The 13,969-nt window shown below is 57.5% G+C and carries 15 protein-coding genes; 1 reads left to right on the top strand and 14 read right to left on the bottom strand.

Annotated elements, in window-relative coordinates; all coding sequences use genetic code 11:
* Positions 1-111 precede the first annotated feature (111 nt).
* Positions 112-378 carry a hypothetical protein gene (locus ASR47_RS27325; protein WP_171898878.1) on the bottom strand — a complete coding sequence of 89 codons (267 nt, stop codon included), beginning with the start codon at positions 376-378 and terminating at the stop codon, positions 112-114.
* A gap of 82 nt (positions 379-460) precedes the next feature.
* On the opposite strand from ASR47_RS27325, the gene ASR47_RS02910 reads away from it, so the two are divergent.
* On the top strand, positions 461-670 hold the full coding sequence (locus tag ASR47_RS02910; RefSeq protein ID WP_065306266.1) for a hypothetical protein: 210 nt from the start codon (positions 461-463) through the stop codon (positions 668-670).
* A gap of 3 nt (positions 671-673) precedes the next feature.
* On the opposite strand, the gene ASR47_RS02905 is transcribed toward ASR47_RS02910, so the two are convergent.
* The 13 genes from ASR47_RS02905 to ASR47_RS02850 are packed head-to-tail and all read right to left on the bottom strand — an operon-like array spanning position 674 to position 13,960.
* On the bottom strand, positions 674-2,260 hold the full coding sequence (locus ASR47_RS02905) for a conjugal transfer protein TraG N-terminal domain-containing protein (protein ID WP_065306265.1): 1,587 nt from the start codon (positions 2,258-2,260) through the stop codon (positions 674-676).
* A gap of 10 nt (positions 2,261-2,270) precedes the next feature.
* Entirely contained in the window at positions 2,271-2,666 is a 396-nt protein-coding gene (locus ASR47_RS02900) for a hypothetical protein (RefSeq protein ID WP_065306264.1), read from the bottom strand.
* A gap of 7 nt (positions 2,667-2,673) precedes the next feature.
* Positions 2,674-2,889, bottom strand: coding sequence for a hypothetical protein (locus tag ASR47_RS02895; RefSeq protein WP_065306263.1), 216 nt, complete (start codon positions 2,887-2,889; stop codon positions 2,674-2,676).
* A 7-nt stretch (positions 2,890-2,896) separates the two neighbouring features.
* Entirely contained in the window at positions 2,897-4,243 is a 1,347-nt protein-coding gene (locus ASR47_RS02890; protein ID WP_082988701.1) for an integrating conjugative element protein, read from the bottom strand.
* A gap of 13 nt (positions 4,244-4,256) precedes the next feature.
* On the bottom strand, positions 4,257-5,519 hold the full coding sequence (locus ASR47_RS26370) for a TraU family protein (RefSeq protein WP_150127663.1): 1,263 nt from the start codon (positions 5,517-5,519) through the stop codon (positions 4,257-4,259).
* A 17-nt stretch (positions 5,520-5,536) separates the two neighbouring features.
* Positions 5,537-6,022, bottom strand: a complete 486-nt coding sequence (locus ASR47_RS02880) for a TIGR03757 family integrating conjugative element protein (RefSeq protein ID WP_065306260.1) — start codon at positions 6,020-6,022, stop codon at positions 5,537-5,539.
* Entirely contained in the window at positions 6,009-6,590 is a 582-nt protein-coding gene (locus ASR47_RS02875) for a hypothetical protein (protein ID WP_065306259.1), read from the bottom strand. The genes ASR47_RS02880 and ASR47_RS02875 overlap by 14 nt, the downstream gene beginning before the upstream one ends.
* Before the next feature lie 34 nt (positions 6,591-6,624).
* Positions 6,625-9,516 carry a conjugative transfer ATPase gene (locus ASR47_RS02870; protein ID WP_082988699.1) on the bottom strand — a complete coding sequence of 964 codons (2,892 nt, stop codon included), beginning with the start codon at positions 9,514-9,516 and terminating at the stop codon, positions 6,625-6,627.
* Between the two features lie 27 nt (positions 9,517-9,543).
* Entirely contained in the window at positions 9,544-10,008 is a 465-nt protein-coding gene (locus ASR47_RS26365; protein WP_082988698.1) for a TIGR03751 family conjugal transfer lipoprotein, read from the bottom strand.
* A 15-nt stretch (positions 10,009-10,023) separates the two neighbouring features.
* A complete protein-coding gene (locus tag ASR47_RS02865) occupies positions 10,024-11,616 on the bottom strand; it encodes a TIGR03752 family integrating conjugative element protein (protein WP_082988697.1) in 1,593 nt (530 codons plus the stop codon).
* Between the two features lie 9 nt (positions 11,617-11,625).
* On the bottom strand, positions 11,626-12,654 hold the full coding sequence (locus tag ASR47_RS02860) for a TIGR03749 family integrating conjugative element protein (protein ID WP_082988696.1): 1,029 nt from the start codon (positions 12,652-12,654) through the stop codon (positions 11,626-11,628).
* A gap of 17 nt (positions 12,655-12,671) precedes the next feature.
* Positions 12,672-13,508 carry a PFL_4703 family integrating conjugative element protein gene (locus ASR47_RS02855; RefSeq protein WP_065306256.1) on the bottom strand — a complete coding sequence of 279 codons (837 nt, stop codon included), beginning with the start codon at positions 13,506-13,508 and terminating at the stop codon, positions 12,672-12,674.
* Positions 13,509-13,510: 2 nt separating this feature from the next.
* Positions 13,511-13,960 (bottom strand): TIGR03750 family conjugal transfer protein, encoded by a 450-nt coding sequence (locus ASR47_RS02850; RefSeq protein ID WP_150127662.1) that lies wholly within the window; start codon positions 13,958-13,960, stop codon positions 13,511-13,513.
* Positions 13,961-13,969: the final 9 nt, after the last annotated feature.

The raw sequence follows: 13,969 nt of genomic DNA, 5'->3' as shown, positions 1-13,969 counted from the left end.
ATCAGCGTTAATCGGGCATTCTTATGGATGTTCATTCGGTTGGTTTCCTTGAGAACTGGGGGTTTGGCGATTTCCAGTGTCTCAAATCCAATCCGAATGAACCACAACAACCTATTGAAACATCACAGCTAGTACACCAGAACGCTCCCTGATGCGTTGAGTGGTCAGCGAGCAGGTATGGCAGGCCGTCCGAATCATTCGCCATGCCATCCACAGTACTGGAAGCAGAAGCCAGAATCCGATCAGTGAAAAGAATATCCATCTGGCGTTGACAATCTGTCCCTCTGTTGCTTTCCAAATAGGAGCGCTCTCCGGCTGCATCGCTGGGGCGCTAGCGAAGGGTGGTTCGATCACAACAGGTTCGGTCTGGTCGTCCATGTTGGCTCCACGTGAGTTATCAACCTCGGGTTTACATCCTCGACGGAAGATGTATGCTTGAGAACGAGGGAGGTGCATCGTGATGAAAACGAAGAAAATTTCTCGACTACTATTTTGGTTCGCAGGCACTTTGGTGCTCGCGCTGGTTTGGGCCGGCAGGATTCTGATTCAGCTACTGGCGCTCTGTGCGGCGGACAACGCTGAGCGCCCGCAAAGGGAGGCGCGTGAGCGGCGTTATTCGTGGGACAACGATGGCTATAGCTGGGAAGGGCGCCCGGACGAAATGAAGTAGGATTCATTTTGTGAACCTTTTTGCCGCACCTGCCGCGATGTTGGCTCCTGATCGTCCAGAGTCCCGTCCGGCTGTCACGGCATCGCCAAGCATCCGTTGCACCCCATGGCCGACGTTGATGCCTATCCACGCCATCATGCCGCTGAAAAGAATTGGCAGGCCGATGAACATCAGCATCAGTGCCATGTTGAGCACAATGCGCTTGTAGGTGTTTTCGGTCGTGGGATTGTCGAGTGCAAACTCCAGCAACGCGTTGCCGCTCATACCGGGATACATCGAAGCGATGAGATTGTCATCCATCCACCGGGCGACGTACCACATCACTGTCCAGAACTTCACTGAGAAAATGCCAATGGCGCCGATAAACATGACGGCTAGGTTGTACCTGCTGAACACCAGGATGATGGGCAGAAAAATGTACATCGCCATCAGAATAAGCGGCTGCGCAATTGTCATGAAATAGATCAACGGCTTCATCGATGCCGACGCCTGGAACGCCTGCCAGCCGGTACCGGCCGCGCCAGCGATGTTCGCTGGCAGATGCATAAGCCATCCGATTCCCCCCGCCTCGCCGCCGATGCCGTTTGTCATCGATTCGCTGTCGACGTATGTAGGCGCGGTCTTCTGGTACGCCAGCCGAGCCTCCCAGTCCCTGTGATCTTCTTCCGAGATACCAGGCGTCAGGGACCGAACCGCCGCACCCAGCCCCTGAAGTCCGCCAATAGTCGAACTCAACTGGTCCCGCAGTCCGTGAGTACTTGCCTCCCACCATTCCTTGCAACTCGGCCGTCCCAAAGCCGGGCTACCTGCGGATGTATTGACATCCACATCGCGAGAAGGATTAAATGGGAAGCTGGCCACTTCGCTTCTTGCATACAAATCGGCATACAACATGGGATCATCACGAAACGCGTGACTTCCGATCCAGTCAGTATCCGCCTGCCCGTACTTCGCGATCTGCGCAGCTGCGACGGCCGACGGGGTTCCGGCGGTCAGGAATCGGGATCTGGCCGGCACAAAGCACTCACTATAAAAACGTTGCACTGCGGAGCGAAGTTGGGGATCCTGGACAGTGGCGATGTGGGCCAGATCCTGCAGCTGGCGGAAATCCCGAATGCCCCCCTGGATTCCGGCGCGCGTGGCGGCGTTAATACCGCTACTGATACCGAGCACCGTATACCACCACGGAGGAATTGCCGAAATGCCTGGCACAGTGTTGCCGAATACCTCGGGGCGGCTGTAGCTGCTGTCCGATGCAGTGGGCGTGGCCTTTGACGGGGCCGGCTCAAGCGAAGTGGCCGTGGGTGCGTAATACAGTTTCATGCTCGACAGCGATGTAATGGACGAGGGAACGAGACAAAGTGCAAACACGATAATCGCCGAAAACAACTCGACTTCCATCCGTCTGATCATCCAGGCCGTGCCTTGCGCATCGTCGTCCATCTCGTGCCCCTCGCGCCAGACTTGCACAATTGTCACAAGAAACGGGATGTAGATGATCCCGCTTGCCGACAGGACGCTCCAGATTACGCCGCTGAAGAACCAGCCGTAGAGCGTGGTGTACAACTCAAGGTAACTATCGACACCCATATTTCCTCCGCTACGCAATCTGGCCAAACGCAGATGCCAGCAAAATGAGTTGAAGCGTCACCAGCGCGGCAAACCACCTACCCTTGCGTTCGATCAGGACCTGGCGCGCGGATTCCGGCACCAAGCTGCGCTTCACCAACCACGCAACGATCTTCGCCCATGCCAGCCATAGGCATACCGTGACAACCAGATGCATACAGTAGGCAGCTATGCGGTAACGAGCTATGAACTGGAACAACGAGCGGGCCTCGTCTGATACCAGCATGAGAAGCACAGCCAATATAACCAGCACTGCCATGGCCAGCATGGTCACAAGCAACATGCCCGTAGTGCGCAGAAAGCTGCGAAATAGCGATTTTTTCGGCCGGGGCTGTGCAGCTTTAATGGAGTGGATCTTGTCGGACATTTCAGCCTCACCACTTCACCTGCCCGCTACTCATGAGGGCGAAGAGTTTGAAGAGCGTCCAGACTTCGTCTGCTAGCCATACCAGAACCAGGCAAAATCCACCAAACACTACCATGGCCAGCATAGTCAGCAGCAGCATTCCCATCGCACTCGGCACGCTGCGGGACGACGGTATCCTCAACAGTGAGCGGGAATATTTAATAAATTGGGTATCGTCGGACATCTCAGCCTCACTTCACTCGACCGTTGCTCATGATGTTTTTATCCGCCGGTTGCTGGGTCGGTAAAGGCGCCGCTATGGCCCGCCGTCCCTGATACGCCTGCAGCAAGGAGCCGGCAGTGTCCGAGACCATCTCTCGTCGAACACGGCTCTCGAACAACAGGTCCTGGATGAACTGGGTCAACTGATCAACCTTCTCCTTCGCAATCGCCACGGCCGGCTCATGCTTTTGCACCTCTGGCAGGCTCATTCCCGATATCAGCACCGCGCGCACTGCCAGTGCCTTTTCGATAGTACGGGCAAGTGCTATCTCCTTGGCGATGCGTTCGGAACTAATCGCCTGCATATCGGCCGGAAGCTCACGAATCGCGCGCACTACATCCGTTGTGATCGAGACATCAGGCGCGCCAGATGCAGCCAGGGCCGCATACGTTGGGCTACTGCTACTGATTGCAAGCTTCACCTGGTTAAGCGCGGTCGGGATCTCGGCGTCATATTTCGGTTGCAGGCCGATTGCCGTAAAAACACCTTTTTGGGCACAGGACGGTTCGTCGCACGTGGCGATCAAATGGTCACCAAGCACAGAAACGGCGAAATCCGCAGCGTCCTGCGGGCGTGGAAATGCCTTCCCCAGTGGCGTGCCGCCTGTCGAGTAGTTCGCCGTATTGGAGGCGGTGACAGGCTGCATCATCGTCAGGTTGTAGCCAGCGATAACGATATCGTTCACGGGACGAATAGCCGGTTGCGTAAAGCCGCCAGCAACCTTATTGCCGATCCAAGTGACCCCCTTTCGGCCGTTGTCCGCTTCGACTTTGCTTTTCGCAGATACAACATCCCCATTCGTGCCGGCTTCCCCGCTCCAACCCTCGCCCTTGGCCAGGCCTACCCACTTCGCATAGGGATCCTTCCCCTGCTTGATCTGCGCTTCCATCTGTTCGCAGCTGTCTAGCGCCGCATTCACGCTGATCTCGGCCTTTTTGGCATACGTCTGAAAAAGCTCATACAAGCCCGGTTGAGCGCGCTGTAGAAGGTACAGCGGAAGGGCGCTGATCCCAGCTTTGACAGCACCCGTGATTTGGGTACCGAGGCTACTGAATCCGTTCATCAGATTGGCCCAACTAAGTCCGACATCGAACTTGCCGCAGGTGTAGTTGGCGTTGAGCTTGAGGCCAAATCCCATCTTGACGGCTAGGGCGTTCGGATTCGGCGATTTACCGGCAGGCGCACTGCCACCGATGCGGTAATAAAGCTGGGACTGCGATCTTGGTACATCCTGCGTTTGAGCCATCGCAGGTGTTGACCCTGCACATGCAGCAACCACCACGATGAACATGCGATATTGGCAAAATGAGTTCATTGCCTCCCCCTCTTCAAAATGCGATTGATCCGATAAAGGCGCCTTCTACCTTGCAGCACTCCAGGCGCCGCCACAGATTCCAGCTATAGGCCTCTTCGGGCGAACTTTGACCATCGCCCCAAGTGGTCAGCGACATAGTGTCATTGCTGCCGAACACTTCGCACGTCGCGGAAGAATGCGGATACAGGCGCTGCCACTTCGAGTTTTTGGAATCATTGGGAAGCACCGGCCCAAGTCCGAAGTACCGGTAGCCCGAGTCCGGAGAGAGCGCCGCATAAACATGCGGTTGTGCCGATTGCGAAATGATGTTTGCCACCCGTTGAGCAAGTACCGCGGCACCCTTCATTGGTACTTGCTGCGTCACCGAACCCACCCTGGGATACAGGCTCCCCCATGTGTTGAGCCCCGAGATGCCAACTTCTTGCACCCCGGGCAGATATGTCTGCGGATACAACAGCTCGGCCGGCACGATGCCGCGCCAAACCAACGCATCAAGATAGGAATGGAAGTGCACCATCAGACCTTTTGACGTTGACGGGCACATCAAACCGCTTGCGGCGGCAGGTGCAGCAAACCCTGCAGCACGCACAAAGCCGCCGGCAGGAGCGGTGGCAGTCGAAGCGCCAGATGCCAATGTTTGACGTACCTGCGCCACTGCCGCAGCACCGCGTGTGTAAATGTCCGCGCCGTGCCGAAGGGCCGCGATATCCGCCAATGCTGTCGCGGTACCGACATCACCGCGATTGCTTAAGGGAGGTGGACTCCGCAAAAACTTTCTCAACTCGTCCACGCCGGGTATTGCTGGCACTGCACGGCCGGCACTGTCCGGGCTTGCCGATGCGCCCAGGCTGACCAACGATGCAGGATTGCCGATGGCATCGGTATCTCTATAGAGGATATTGCGATCTGTTCGCTCACCCGCAAATCTAGTGCCTGCAGAATCAATTGCCATACCAACGAGGCCGGACGCGGCGCCGCCTACCGTTTTGGTGACGACGCGCCCATAGTCGGCCCAGGGATGGCTAGCCCCATCATGCCAGGTGCTGACAACGACCTCGGGGGAAAAATGGGAGATTCTCACATTGCTGATCACGCGGCAATGCGGTGGAAATGCTTCACACTTTAGCCAAAAGCACGCGCCCGCCACCCTGTAGTTACTGCACGCGGGCACCGCTTTCAGGGTATTAGCCACGATTTCCGCGGTATTGGTTTGCGCCCAGGCCACCGTCCCGGGCAGCGCTAAAGCCGTCAGCAATACCGGTAGTAGAGTATTCACTTGCTCCCCCCATCAAACTATTGCAGATGACTACGCTGAAATATTGATCGCGCCACATCGATATCGGTCACCCCATAGATCACCGCCTCGCCATTGATAACGACCGCGGGAATGCGGTCAACACCGTACCGTGCGGCTTGAACGATCCCCTCTGCCGCCGGCTTGGTTCGGCGGGCAAGCGCCGTGGCACCGAGGGCATGCAGGCGCTGGCGCAAAATGGCCAGCGCCTCGGGCTCGTTCGCTGGCAATCCGGCGGAAAGCTCGCTGTCGAGCACTTCCATCGCGTCCAGAACAAACACGCGCGCGTCGCGGATATTGGTGAGATAGATTGCCGAGTTCGAAAAAACTTCCACGGTTTCTACTGGGCGAACGCTACCCGTGCCAATCGACGGGCCCTCGATCGCCACATTCGCGGGCTGCGTGTTCGTGAGTTGAGTTCCTGGCACCACCAGCGTACTGGTCGCAGCTGCAAATAGAACCGCTATCAGACTATTGGTCATCATCTCTGTCCCCTTTCCGCTTATGGCATAGCCGTATAAGCGCTGCCATCTGGATCTCCGACTCCACTCCACTGCTATTTTGTGACCGGGAAAGGAGTCTCTGATCGGTACTTGCCCCAACAATCATCAGCGTGCCATCGATCCCGGCTTCGACAAGACGCTTTGCACTTTCAGTCAGTACCACTACCGCGTCCGCCCGCTGCGCACAGCAGTTGATGAAGCGTTTAAGCCTCGTCGGCATGGTGACCAACATACTCTCCGGCCCATCGATGGCGATCAGCTCTACCCCGTACAGCGCTCCAAGCGGAACGCTGGCCAGATCGGCTAACGAACTTCGCCTACCACCGCTGACAATGGCGGCTGGGAGATGCGGGTGCCCAAACATGCTCACGTAGGACTGACAGGCGCGCCGGGTATCGTGATCGGCCAGCGCCTTGCCGATGAAATGTGCCGCCAATGCCGCCCTGAACCTCGACTCATCCCGCTCCACGATAACAATCGGGGAGTGTCCCTCGGTTCGCACGATTGCGCTGCCAATGCCGGTCCACAGATCAGACCTGTTCCTGTCCATTTTGTCGTCCTTTACGTATCGCCGCGCGACATGCTCATGTTGCACGTACGGCAAGCTCACGCGCGATGCGTATTGCCGCCTCCATTTCCGTGATCCCAAATTCATTCATAATCCGCTGGCGCCACGCTTTCTCGTGCCCTTCCGTCATCGCCAGTGCTATAGCCAAGGGCGGCGGAACGTTCCGAAACAGCGCCTTATGAGTACTACTGAGCAAGACTCCTTCGGTGTACTTGGGCGGCTCCTTGCGCGTCGACAGCATCAACAGCCGCTCCTCTTCAGTGAGCGACTTGAACCGCGATACTTGCTTCACTTCCTCCGCTTCCATGGTCAAGAGCAACCAGAATTCGCACATGTTCAACACCCGGCTCATCGATTCCGGGAAGTCCTTCATATCTTGCGTGGCGAGCCAAAACCAAAGGTCCAGCTTTCGCCACATCTTGGTACCCTTCACAATTTTCGGCCCCAGCAGCGGATTTGTAGTGATCAGATGGCCTTCGTCTGTCAGGAAAATATGGGGCCGCCCCTCATGCTGATGGGCCTCGCCGTTGGCGTGCACGTGGTCGAGCAGGCCCGTGTAAGCGACAGCCAGTGCGTCTTCGTATCCGTCCTTGACCAGCGTGCCTAGTTCCACCAGGGTAACGTCAGCATCCGGCCATTGTTGGCCGTATCTATTGAAGAGCTTGCCTCTCAGGTCCATCGTGTAGACCATCATCGACTCGCCCATGTGGTAAGCACGCTCGCGGCGCTCGTGCGGCAGCGTCCCATCCTGGTTCATGTCCATGAGCGCCTTGGCCACATCTTGCGTGAGAGGATGCGGTTTACCGCCCTTCTGTGCCTCAATCGAGGCGGTGATGATCGCGCGGCTCACCACGTATCGGTCTGCACGCGTCATGCGCTCGACCTCCTTCTGCTCGCCGCCGGTGATCATCATGATCGCGGCGATGGTCATCTCTCCGAGAAAATCGCGCTTCTCGTCATCCTGGTCCATGGAGTCGCGCCCGGCAGCATCCTCACCCGGGTCCAGCGCGCCTTCCATCAAGCTTTGTTCGATCTTTTCTTCGAGCTGCTTGGCGACATGCGCCGATGTCCTCGCGGCGGCGTACGCCGCGATGGTTTCGGGATCCCTGACCAGTTTGGCGCCCATGGCAAACGGTGGAAGCGAAACATCGTTATTGGGCGTGAGCTCGACGGAGTGCGTGGTCAAGCCCATCGATGCAAAGTAATCCTTGAGCAACTGGAATGATTTTCCCGCATCCGCGATAGTGAGCCGTGGTCGGTGGATAGCCATTTGGAACAGTGCAAGAAAATTCAACGTGGCTGATTTCCCGGCGCCCGTCGGCCCCAGGGTGAGCATGTGAGCATTTTTTTTCCGGTCTCGTGGATTCAGCGGGTCTATCCATAGAGGTTCGCCCCCCCGATTCCAGAAAGGAAAGCCGGGATGGCCGGTCCCCCTTTGCCGTCCATACACCGGCAACATGGCCGCGATCTGCGATGCAAAGAGGTACCGTGTACGCTTCATGTTCTTCGCGTCGAATTGCGGGTCAAAGCACATAGGCAAGCCCCGCACAAAGGCATCGAGTGAAGTCAAGTCATGTGCCGGTTCGATGAAGCGAAAACCCGAGGTCCCCATCCGGGCGTTGACTGCTGCAATATCCTTGCGTAGCGCTTTCTCGCTGGTACCTGATAGGTACAGCACCGTAAAGGTGGGCAAAAGCCAGTCACCCGTTTGCATGTGCCGTAGAATTTGTTTGCATTCATCCGACGTCTTTTCGGCATCGGGACTCTTGGCTTTAGAGCGATCTCGGATCCGTTCCACCTGGTCTCGAACCACGTCCTGTGGAGTCACCACGATCGTCATCGACAACATGGCATTCTCGGGCATCCGGTCAAAGCGGGCGAACAGATGCTTTGCGTGCTTCCTTTCGGCCGTCAGGTGGCCCACCTCGGGATTGGAGGTGATCTGCTGCAGCGTGAGTGCCTTCATCAACACGCCGTCGAACTTGAAGCCCCCCCAAACCGGGTCCGATTCAGGCAAGCTAAGATTGAGAAAGGTTGCGAAGTCGCGTCCGAAGACTGGCGCTTCACCGTCAGCTTGGGATGGCGCGTCGCCGGGATAGGGAAATGCCCTCAATAGTTCGGCAGTCGTGCCATATCTGCCGCTGCGGTTAAAAAACGGAAGCAGCCACTCATACAGATCGATTCCCCCGCATCGACGGATCCGCGCGCCAGCCTCCTCGAGGTTGGCTACGAGACTGTCGGCTGCTCGGTTGAGCACATCGGACGGCGACTCGACGCCAGGAACAGCCATATAGCCCGTCGGGTAGACTCGGTATAGGCAGCACCTCACCCGCCTGATCTGGCCACGCCAGCTATGGCCGGATACCTGGGTGTCCTCGAACAAGCCGCCATCCTGGGAGACGTTGGCAACGTGCAGGGCATACTCATGCAGCACGGCCTGGGTCAGCTTGGAGTTTTTAATAGCCTTCCCACGATCGGGGTTGGCCGCATGAACCTCATCAATATATGCTACCAGGTCGTCCTTGAGTTGCTCAATATTGCGGTCGTCGTTGACGAAGAATTGAACGATCCAGTCTGGCGTCCCGGATTCCGGCAGGGTTTGCAATGCAGCCTGGACCTTGCGGCAATACTCCTTGAGCATCGTCTCAGCTTGCGCCTCGGTCGGTATCGGGGTCAGTTCGAAAAGCGCACCTACGCTTACGCCGTCGTTCAATTCGAACACTTGTGTCGATGGTTCGTAGTCGCGCCATGGCAACAGTTCTGTAAATGAGGGCGATCGGTTTGCCATATGCCTGCGCTTCGCGGTCGTCAGGAGCTGTTCCCCGGCGCCGTCCTGCGCACTCCCGTTCCGCACATCCGTGTGGTCCGCCACCCCACAGGTAGCCTTCGCTTCTCGCCGTCCAAACATAAAGCCTCCCGAAAAAACCGATCAACCTCAGTGTGAGCCTGGAATCTGCCCTTCAGGAGCGGTGCCGCCCAGTGGGCGTGACGCCGCAGGCGCAATGGGCGCTACTTCCCCAGGCAAGGCATACTGGACAGACTCGAACATCGGAAAGACCGTTACATACCCGGGAATAGGGTATTTCCCTTTTGCGAGATGCGGATACACGTACATCTCGAGATCCGGGTTCGGCAGTCGGGCAAAGCGGCTGTTCATTGCACTGCCCAGGACGTCGCTGGAACCAGTTGAGCGCGCAGGTTCGTCATACGGACGGCGTGGCAATTCGGACTGGCCAGATGGGGCATTGCCCCCATTCTCCTCGATGTGCCGCTCATAGATGTCGATCATTCTGGGTCCGTTTTTCTGCAACGGGCTCTCTCGCGGGCCAGATACCGAACAGCCCTGCAGCGACACAAGTCCCGCGATAGCCGGCAAGGCCAGAATAGAAGTGAGCTTCATGGTGGACCCTCCCGGTCAATCTAACAATTGAAGGGCGCCGGCGGGCGCCTCGCTGTTACCGTAATCAAGCTTGCGCCCATCCGGCGCCTTATCGATCGCTATCTCCTGCTCGAAGTGCACCACCAGGCGGCCACCAGCCGGCGTCACCACCGCGTCGAACGAATTGTTCAGCCTCCGCATGATCCAGTTGCTCACTTCATTGATACCGGAACCGGCTGCCTGGCCAAGTACATAAGTGCCTTTGTTTCCCGTCACTGCCGTGCTTGATCCAAACGGATTTTCCGCCGTCGTGGTCTGCGCCAATGCAGTCGCCTGGGCGGCAATGCTCAGCGTCTTCATCGTTACCATGTCGGCAAGATAGGACGGGGCATTGGTAACAAATTTTCCGTTGACACAGGGGTTGCCATATTCATCGGATATCCACGCCAACTTGTTCGATTGCGTGACCGACTGAGTTGCCTGACCGCCACCCGACCCTCCAAGAGTTGGAGTTGCCCCATCTCTTTTCATCGACACAGTTTTAACAGTGCCGTCATCGAACACAAAGGTGAGAGACTGGATCAGCCCTTCCGAGCAGCTCAACGCCATATCGCCAATCGCGATACCCGACATCACGATGCCAGCCACCGCATCCGGCACATGATGACCATTGGCGGCCAAATTATCCCTTCCGATCAGGAGTTTGAATTGCATGGGGTCATGTACCTTTCCGTCGATCGGCACACGTCCCACCAGTGCGGTCATGAGCGTCGCCTTGGTCATGGTGGCATTTTCGGGGATGGTGTAAAAGGGACGCGGCGTATGCTTCTCTTGATTGCTGGAGGCAGCCCGACCTGTGCCTGCACCGGGGTCGACGGCCGCCTGAGTTGATACCGCCTGGCGCACTGGGCGCCCCACCGAATCCATGATAGCGACCGTACCGTCACCCGCCTTCGCTTCCTTATAGCCTACTGGTAGGTGCCTGGTGTAAGTAGTAATGGCTCTACCGTTGGAGGCAGTACTTACGTCCGCCGTGCGGGAATCATCGTAGCCCAGGCCGTTTGGGATGCCCTTGGGATTGGCTGTACCCAGCGAGTTCACCATCGTCGAATAGCCGCCAGTGGCGGCGTCCACAATGCCGCCTAGCGCCGTTGGCGATTGCTTCCCTGCCTTCGATTGTCCTGTTTGCTCGGTATCCCCCGATTCCGGCACCGCATTAGGGTGCAATCGCTGGTCGGCCAAGACCCGCTCTGTCACCTGCGCAACAATAGTAGCCTGGCTGTTCTGTAGCCTTGCGTTTTCCTGCTTCAACAGATCGTTCGCTTCAATGACCTTTTGCACCTTGTCGCGCAGATCGTTGTTGCTTGCTGTAACAGTCTTCAGGGTTTCGCTGGGGCTATCCGCATCCGCACGGCGTGGTGCCGCTGACAGCGCCCCCACGCCAAATAGCCCACCCGAACGCGCGGGCGCCTCATCACCAGGTGCCACGGGCACCACCGGTAGCGGATCCGCTGCTTTGACAGGTGCTGTTTGTCCACCACCATATCGGGCAAACAGGACGTATGCCACGATCAGCACCGCGCATACGCTGAAGATCGGTGTGAGCTTGTTCTGGGTTATCGCTGGCACAGTATCACCTCATCTGCATGAATGGAACGACTGGCCACAGACCAGGTACAGCGTGGTGCTGTCATAATCGGATCCTGATGCCAGGACGTGATGATGCTGCAAGGCCGCAGCGATCCAGCGGCCCCTGATCTGCTCGAGGTCCAACGAGACGGAACGGCCCTCCAAGTTGACTACCTGAACGGCGGTGACATATAGATCACCCGAGCGCCATTGCCCGATCGGGCGACTTCTGGTGCGCACACCCCGAAACAGTCCTTCGATGCTTTTGCTGTCCATCGGTATGCTGCGTACGCCGTCCGACAAGGGTTTGAGACGCCGGGGCGCATACACAGTCTGCGCCGCATACCGCGTCAGTTGAACCATATCGAGTACAGGTGATTGCTCTTCCGCGCGATCCACCTGCTGCTGGTCTGCCGGCAGCTGGTCCTCATAATGGACCTCGACTTCCGAGCTGAGCCCGTCGACAGCACCCACACCCAGCAAATCCATAGGAATTGTTTGTCCGGTGACAAGATCATCCACCAGCACCCGGATGGGCGCGCTGCGTGGTGCCAACATCGTAAAGTACGCAGTCCGCCCGATAATTTGCATATCAACGTCAGCTTCCGCACCGGATGGCAGCGACACCGCCACGGGATTCGGGAACGTGACCAGCCTTTCGGTATTTCCCAACGATATCTTCAACGGATGACGCTTGAATTCGATGCGCTCTGGCTTTGCGTTGACGCTACGCTCTGGCACTTGACGTTGTCGAGCCTCCTTTGCTTTGCGGGGGGCAGGATTGGAGTTTGCACCGGCACGCTTCTCTGGCCCCGGAATACTTGGGCGCGATTCTGACGCCAGGTCGCTGCCGCTGGACCTTACGACCTGGCTAGAAGAGGCATTTATTGCAGCATTAGGTTCCACCGGTTGCGTGCGCACTTCTCCCAACTCCAACGTAGGGGGAATGCCCGTTGCGGACTGCGCATGTACCAAATCGGCCGCGGATAGTTGGGACACCAGCAGCACCCCAATCGTTGAAAAAAGTCGACCGTTCATGCCATTCTCTCCTTCGATTAGCGGGGCACGCGCGGCAATGTCGCCGGCGTCAGATCCTGAGGAGCCGGCTTACGCTGCCCACCGGAAGTGCCGGAGGGTGGCGAAGTCGGGCCTGTCGTCGCCCCCTGCGTTTGCGGCACGCCACCTTCCGCGAAGCTGCGATTCGCATACTCGTCGCTGTTCTGGACCACAGCACGATTACCCTTGATTGCCACAGCCACCGCGTCAGGATCCAGCCGCTCCGGTTTCTTTTGCGCAGAATAGCAATCGATCGCCAGTTGCCATGGATTGAGTTCTCGGTCGACGTCATAGCGCACCACATGGAGCGGATAACGCACATACGCATCCTTTACAGGTACGCCGCGCGAGGATTCGATGATCTGGGTGTCGATTAGCACGTTCCACGAACCGTCGGCATGAGCCAGAACCCGGCCATCGCGATATCCCAGCCCAGGAATCTCCATAACGGACCGCGTGCGCTGATCGAGTTCACCTTGCCCCGCACGAGTGGTCATATCGCTAATCAGCTGTTGCTGGCATGCTGGCGTGAAGAACGCCTGCAGTTTGTAGATTTGGCTGCCGTAATCCTGTTGCCCGTTCAAGCTCCAGCGATTGAGCTGCTGCCATATATAGAAGGCGAACAGGTACACATTCGAGGCAGGTACCTCCTTCCGGCCTACTTTGATCTGTGCCCCCGTCGTCAGATCCGGCGGGATATGCACTGTTACATCCCGCTCGGCGCTGCGCCAGCCAAACAAGGCCATCACCGCCACCGTAATGGATGCGGCGACCACCCCGAGGAGGCACTTGATGTACCAGTTGGCCTGCGCCAGGGCGTCCGTGTAGCGTGCCATGACTAGACTCCGACCTTCTTGACGGGTTGATTAGAACGATTTCCCTTCGCCGAGCGACGTGGAAAAGGCACGTCACGTCCAATCTCCCAGAAACCGTCATGATCGATGAAACGGCTTTTGATCAGGCCGTTCTCCGCGAGCCACAGTTTGAAGCGGTGCTGATAATAATAGTCGGGCTTGTTGCGCTTCACCTTTGCCATCCAGCCTGCTGCTGTCCACACAGTGAGCATGGGCGCCAGCGATGCGATCAGCACCCCCAGCGCCCATATCTTCGTCGCAAATGCGACCGCCAGGCCTATCACCGCATAAATCGGCATCACGATAAAAATGGCCATTTGTGCCTCGGAGGACGTCAGTCCGCGCAAGATGGCAGGTTCCCGATTTGCTCTGTCGGTCAATGGTGCATGGACACGGGGAGTGTCCATTTGTGCGCTGTCGGAAATATCGTCCATGATCAAGCC

This window comes from Janthinobacterium psychrotolerans (assembly GCF_001677885.1).
In the GTDB taxonomy this organism is placed as follows: Bacteria; Pseudomonadota; Gammaproteobacteria; order Burkholderiales; family Burkholderiaceae_D; genus Janthinobacterium; species Janthinobacterium psychrotolerans.
The sequence above is the reverse complement of the archived record's forward strand: the minus strand, read 5'-3'. Positions and strand labels throughout refer to the sequence as shown.

Excerpts from the sequence above, each read along its gene's own strand:
- ASR47_RS02910 (WP_065306266.1), top strand. The coding sequence starts at position 461 with ATGAAAACGAAGAAAATTTCTCGACTACTATTTTGGTTCGCAGGCACT.
- ASR47_RS02890 (WP_082988701.1), bottom strand. The coding sequence starts at position 4,243 with ATGAACTCATTTTGCCAATATCGCATGTTCATCGTGGTGGTTGCTGCA.
- ASR47_RS27325 (WP_171898878.1), bottom strand. The coding sequence starts at position 378 with ATGGACGACCAGACCGAACCTGTTGTGATCGAACCACCCTTCGCTAGC.
- ASR47_RS02905 (WP_065306265.1), bottom strand. The coding sequence starts at position 2,260 with ATGGGTGTCGATAGTTACCTTGAGTTGTACACCACGCTCTACGGCTGG.
- ASR47_RS02860 (WP_082988696.1), bottom strand. The coding sequence starts at position 12,654 with ATGAACGGTCGACTTTTTTCAACGATTGGGGTGCTGCTGGTGTCCCAA.
- ASR47_RS02875 (WP_065306259.1), bottom strand. The coding sequence starts at position 6,590 with ATGGACAGGAACAGGTCTGATCTGTGGACCGGCATTGGCAGCGCAATC.
- ASR47_RS02850 (WP_150127662.1), bottom strand. The coding sequence starts at position 13,960 with ATGGACGATATTTCCGACAGCGCACAAATGGACACTCCCCGTGTCCAT.
- ASR47_RS02900 (WP_065306264.1), bottom strand. The coding sequence starts at position 2,666 with ATGTCCGACAAGATCCACTCCATTAAAGCTGCACAGCCCCGGCCGAAA.
- ASR47_RS02880 (WP_065306260.1), bottom strand. The coding sequence starts at position 6,022 with ATGATGACCAATAGTCTGATAGCGGTTCTATTTGCAGCTGCGACCAGT.
- ASR47_RS26365 (WP_082988698.1), bottom strand. The coding sequence starts at position 10,008 with ATGAAGCTCACTTCTATTCTGGCCTTGCCGGCTATCGCGGGACTTGTG.
- ASR47_RS02895 (WP_065306263.1), bottom strand. The coding sequence starts at position 2,889 with ATGTCCGACGATACCCAATTTATTAAATATTCCCGCTCACTGTTGAGG.
- ASR47_RS02855 (WP_065306256.1), bottom strand. The coding sequence starts at position 13,508 with ATGGCACGCTACACGGACGCCCTGGCGCAGGCCAACTGGTACATCAAG.
- ASR47_RS02870 (WP_082988699.1), bottom strand. The coding sequence starts at position 9,516 with ATGTTTGGACGGCGAGAAGCGAAGGCTACCTGTGGGGTGGCGGACCAC.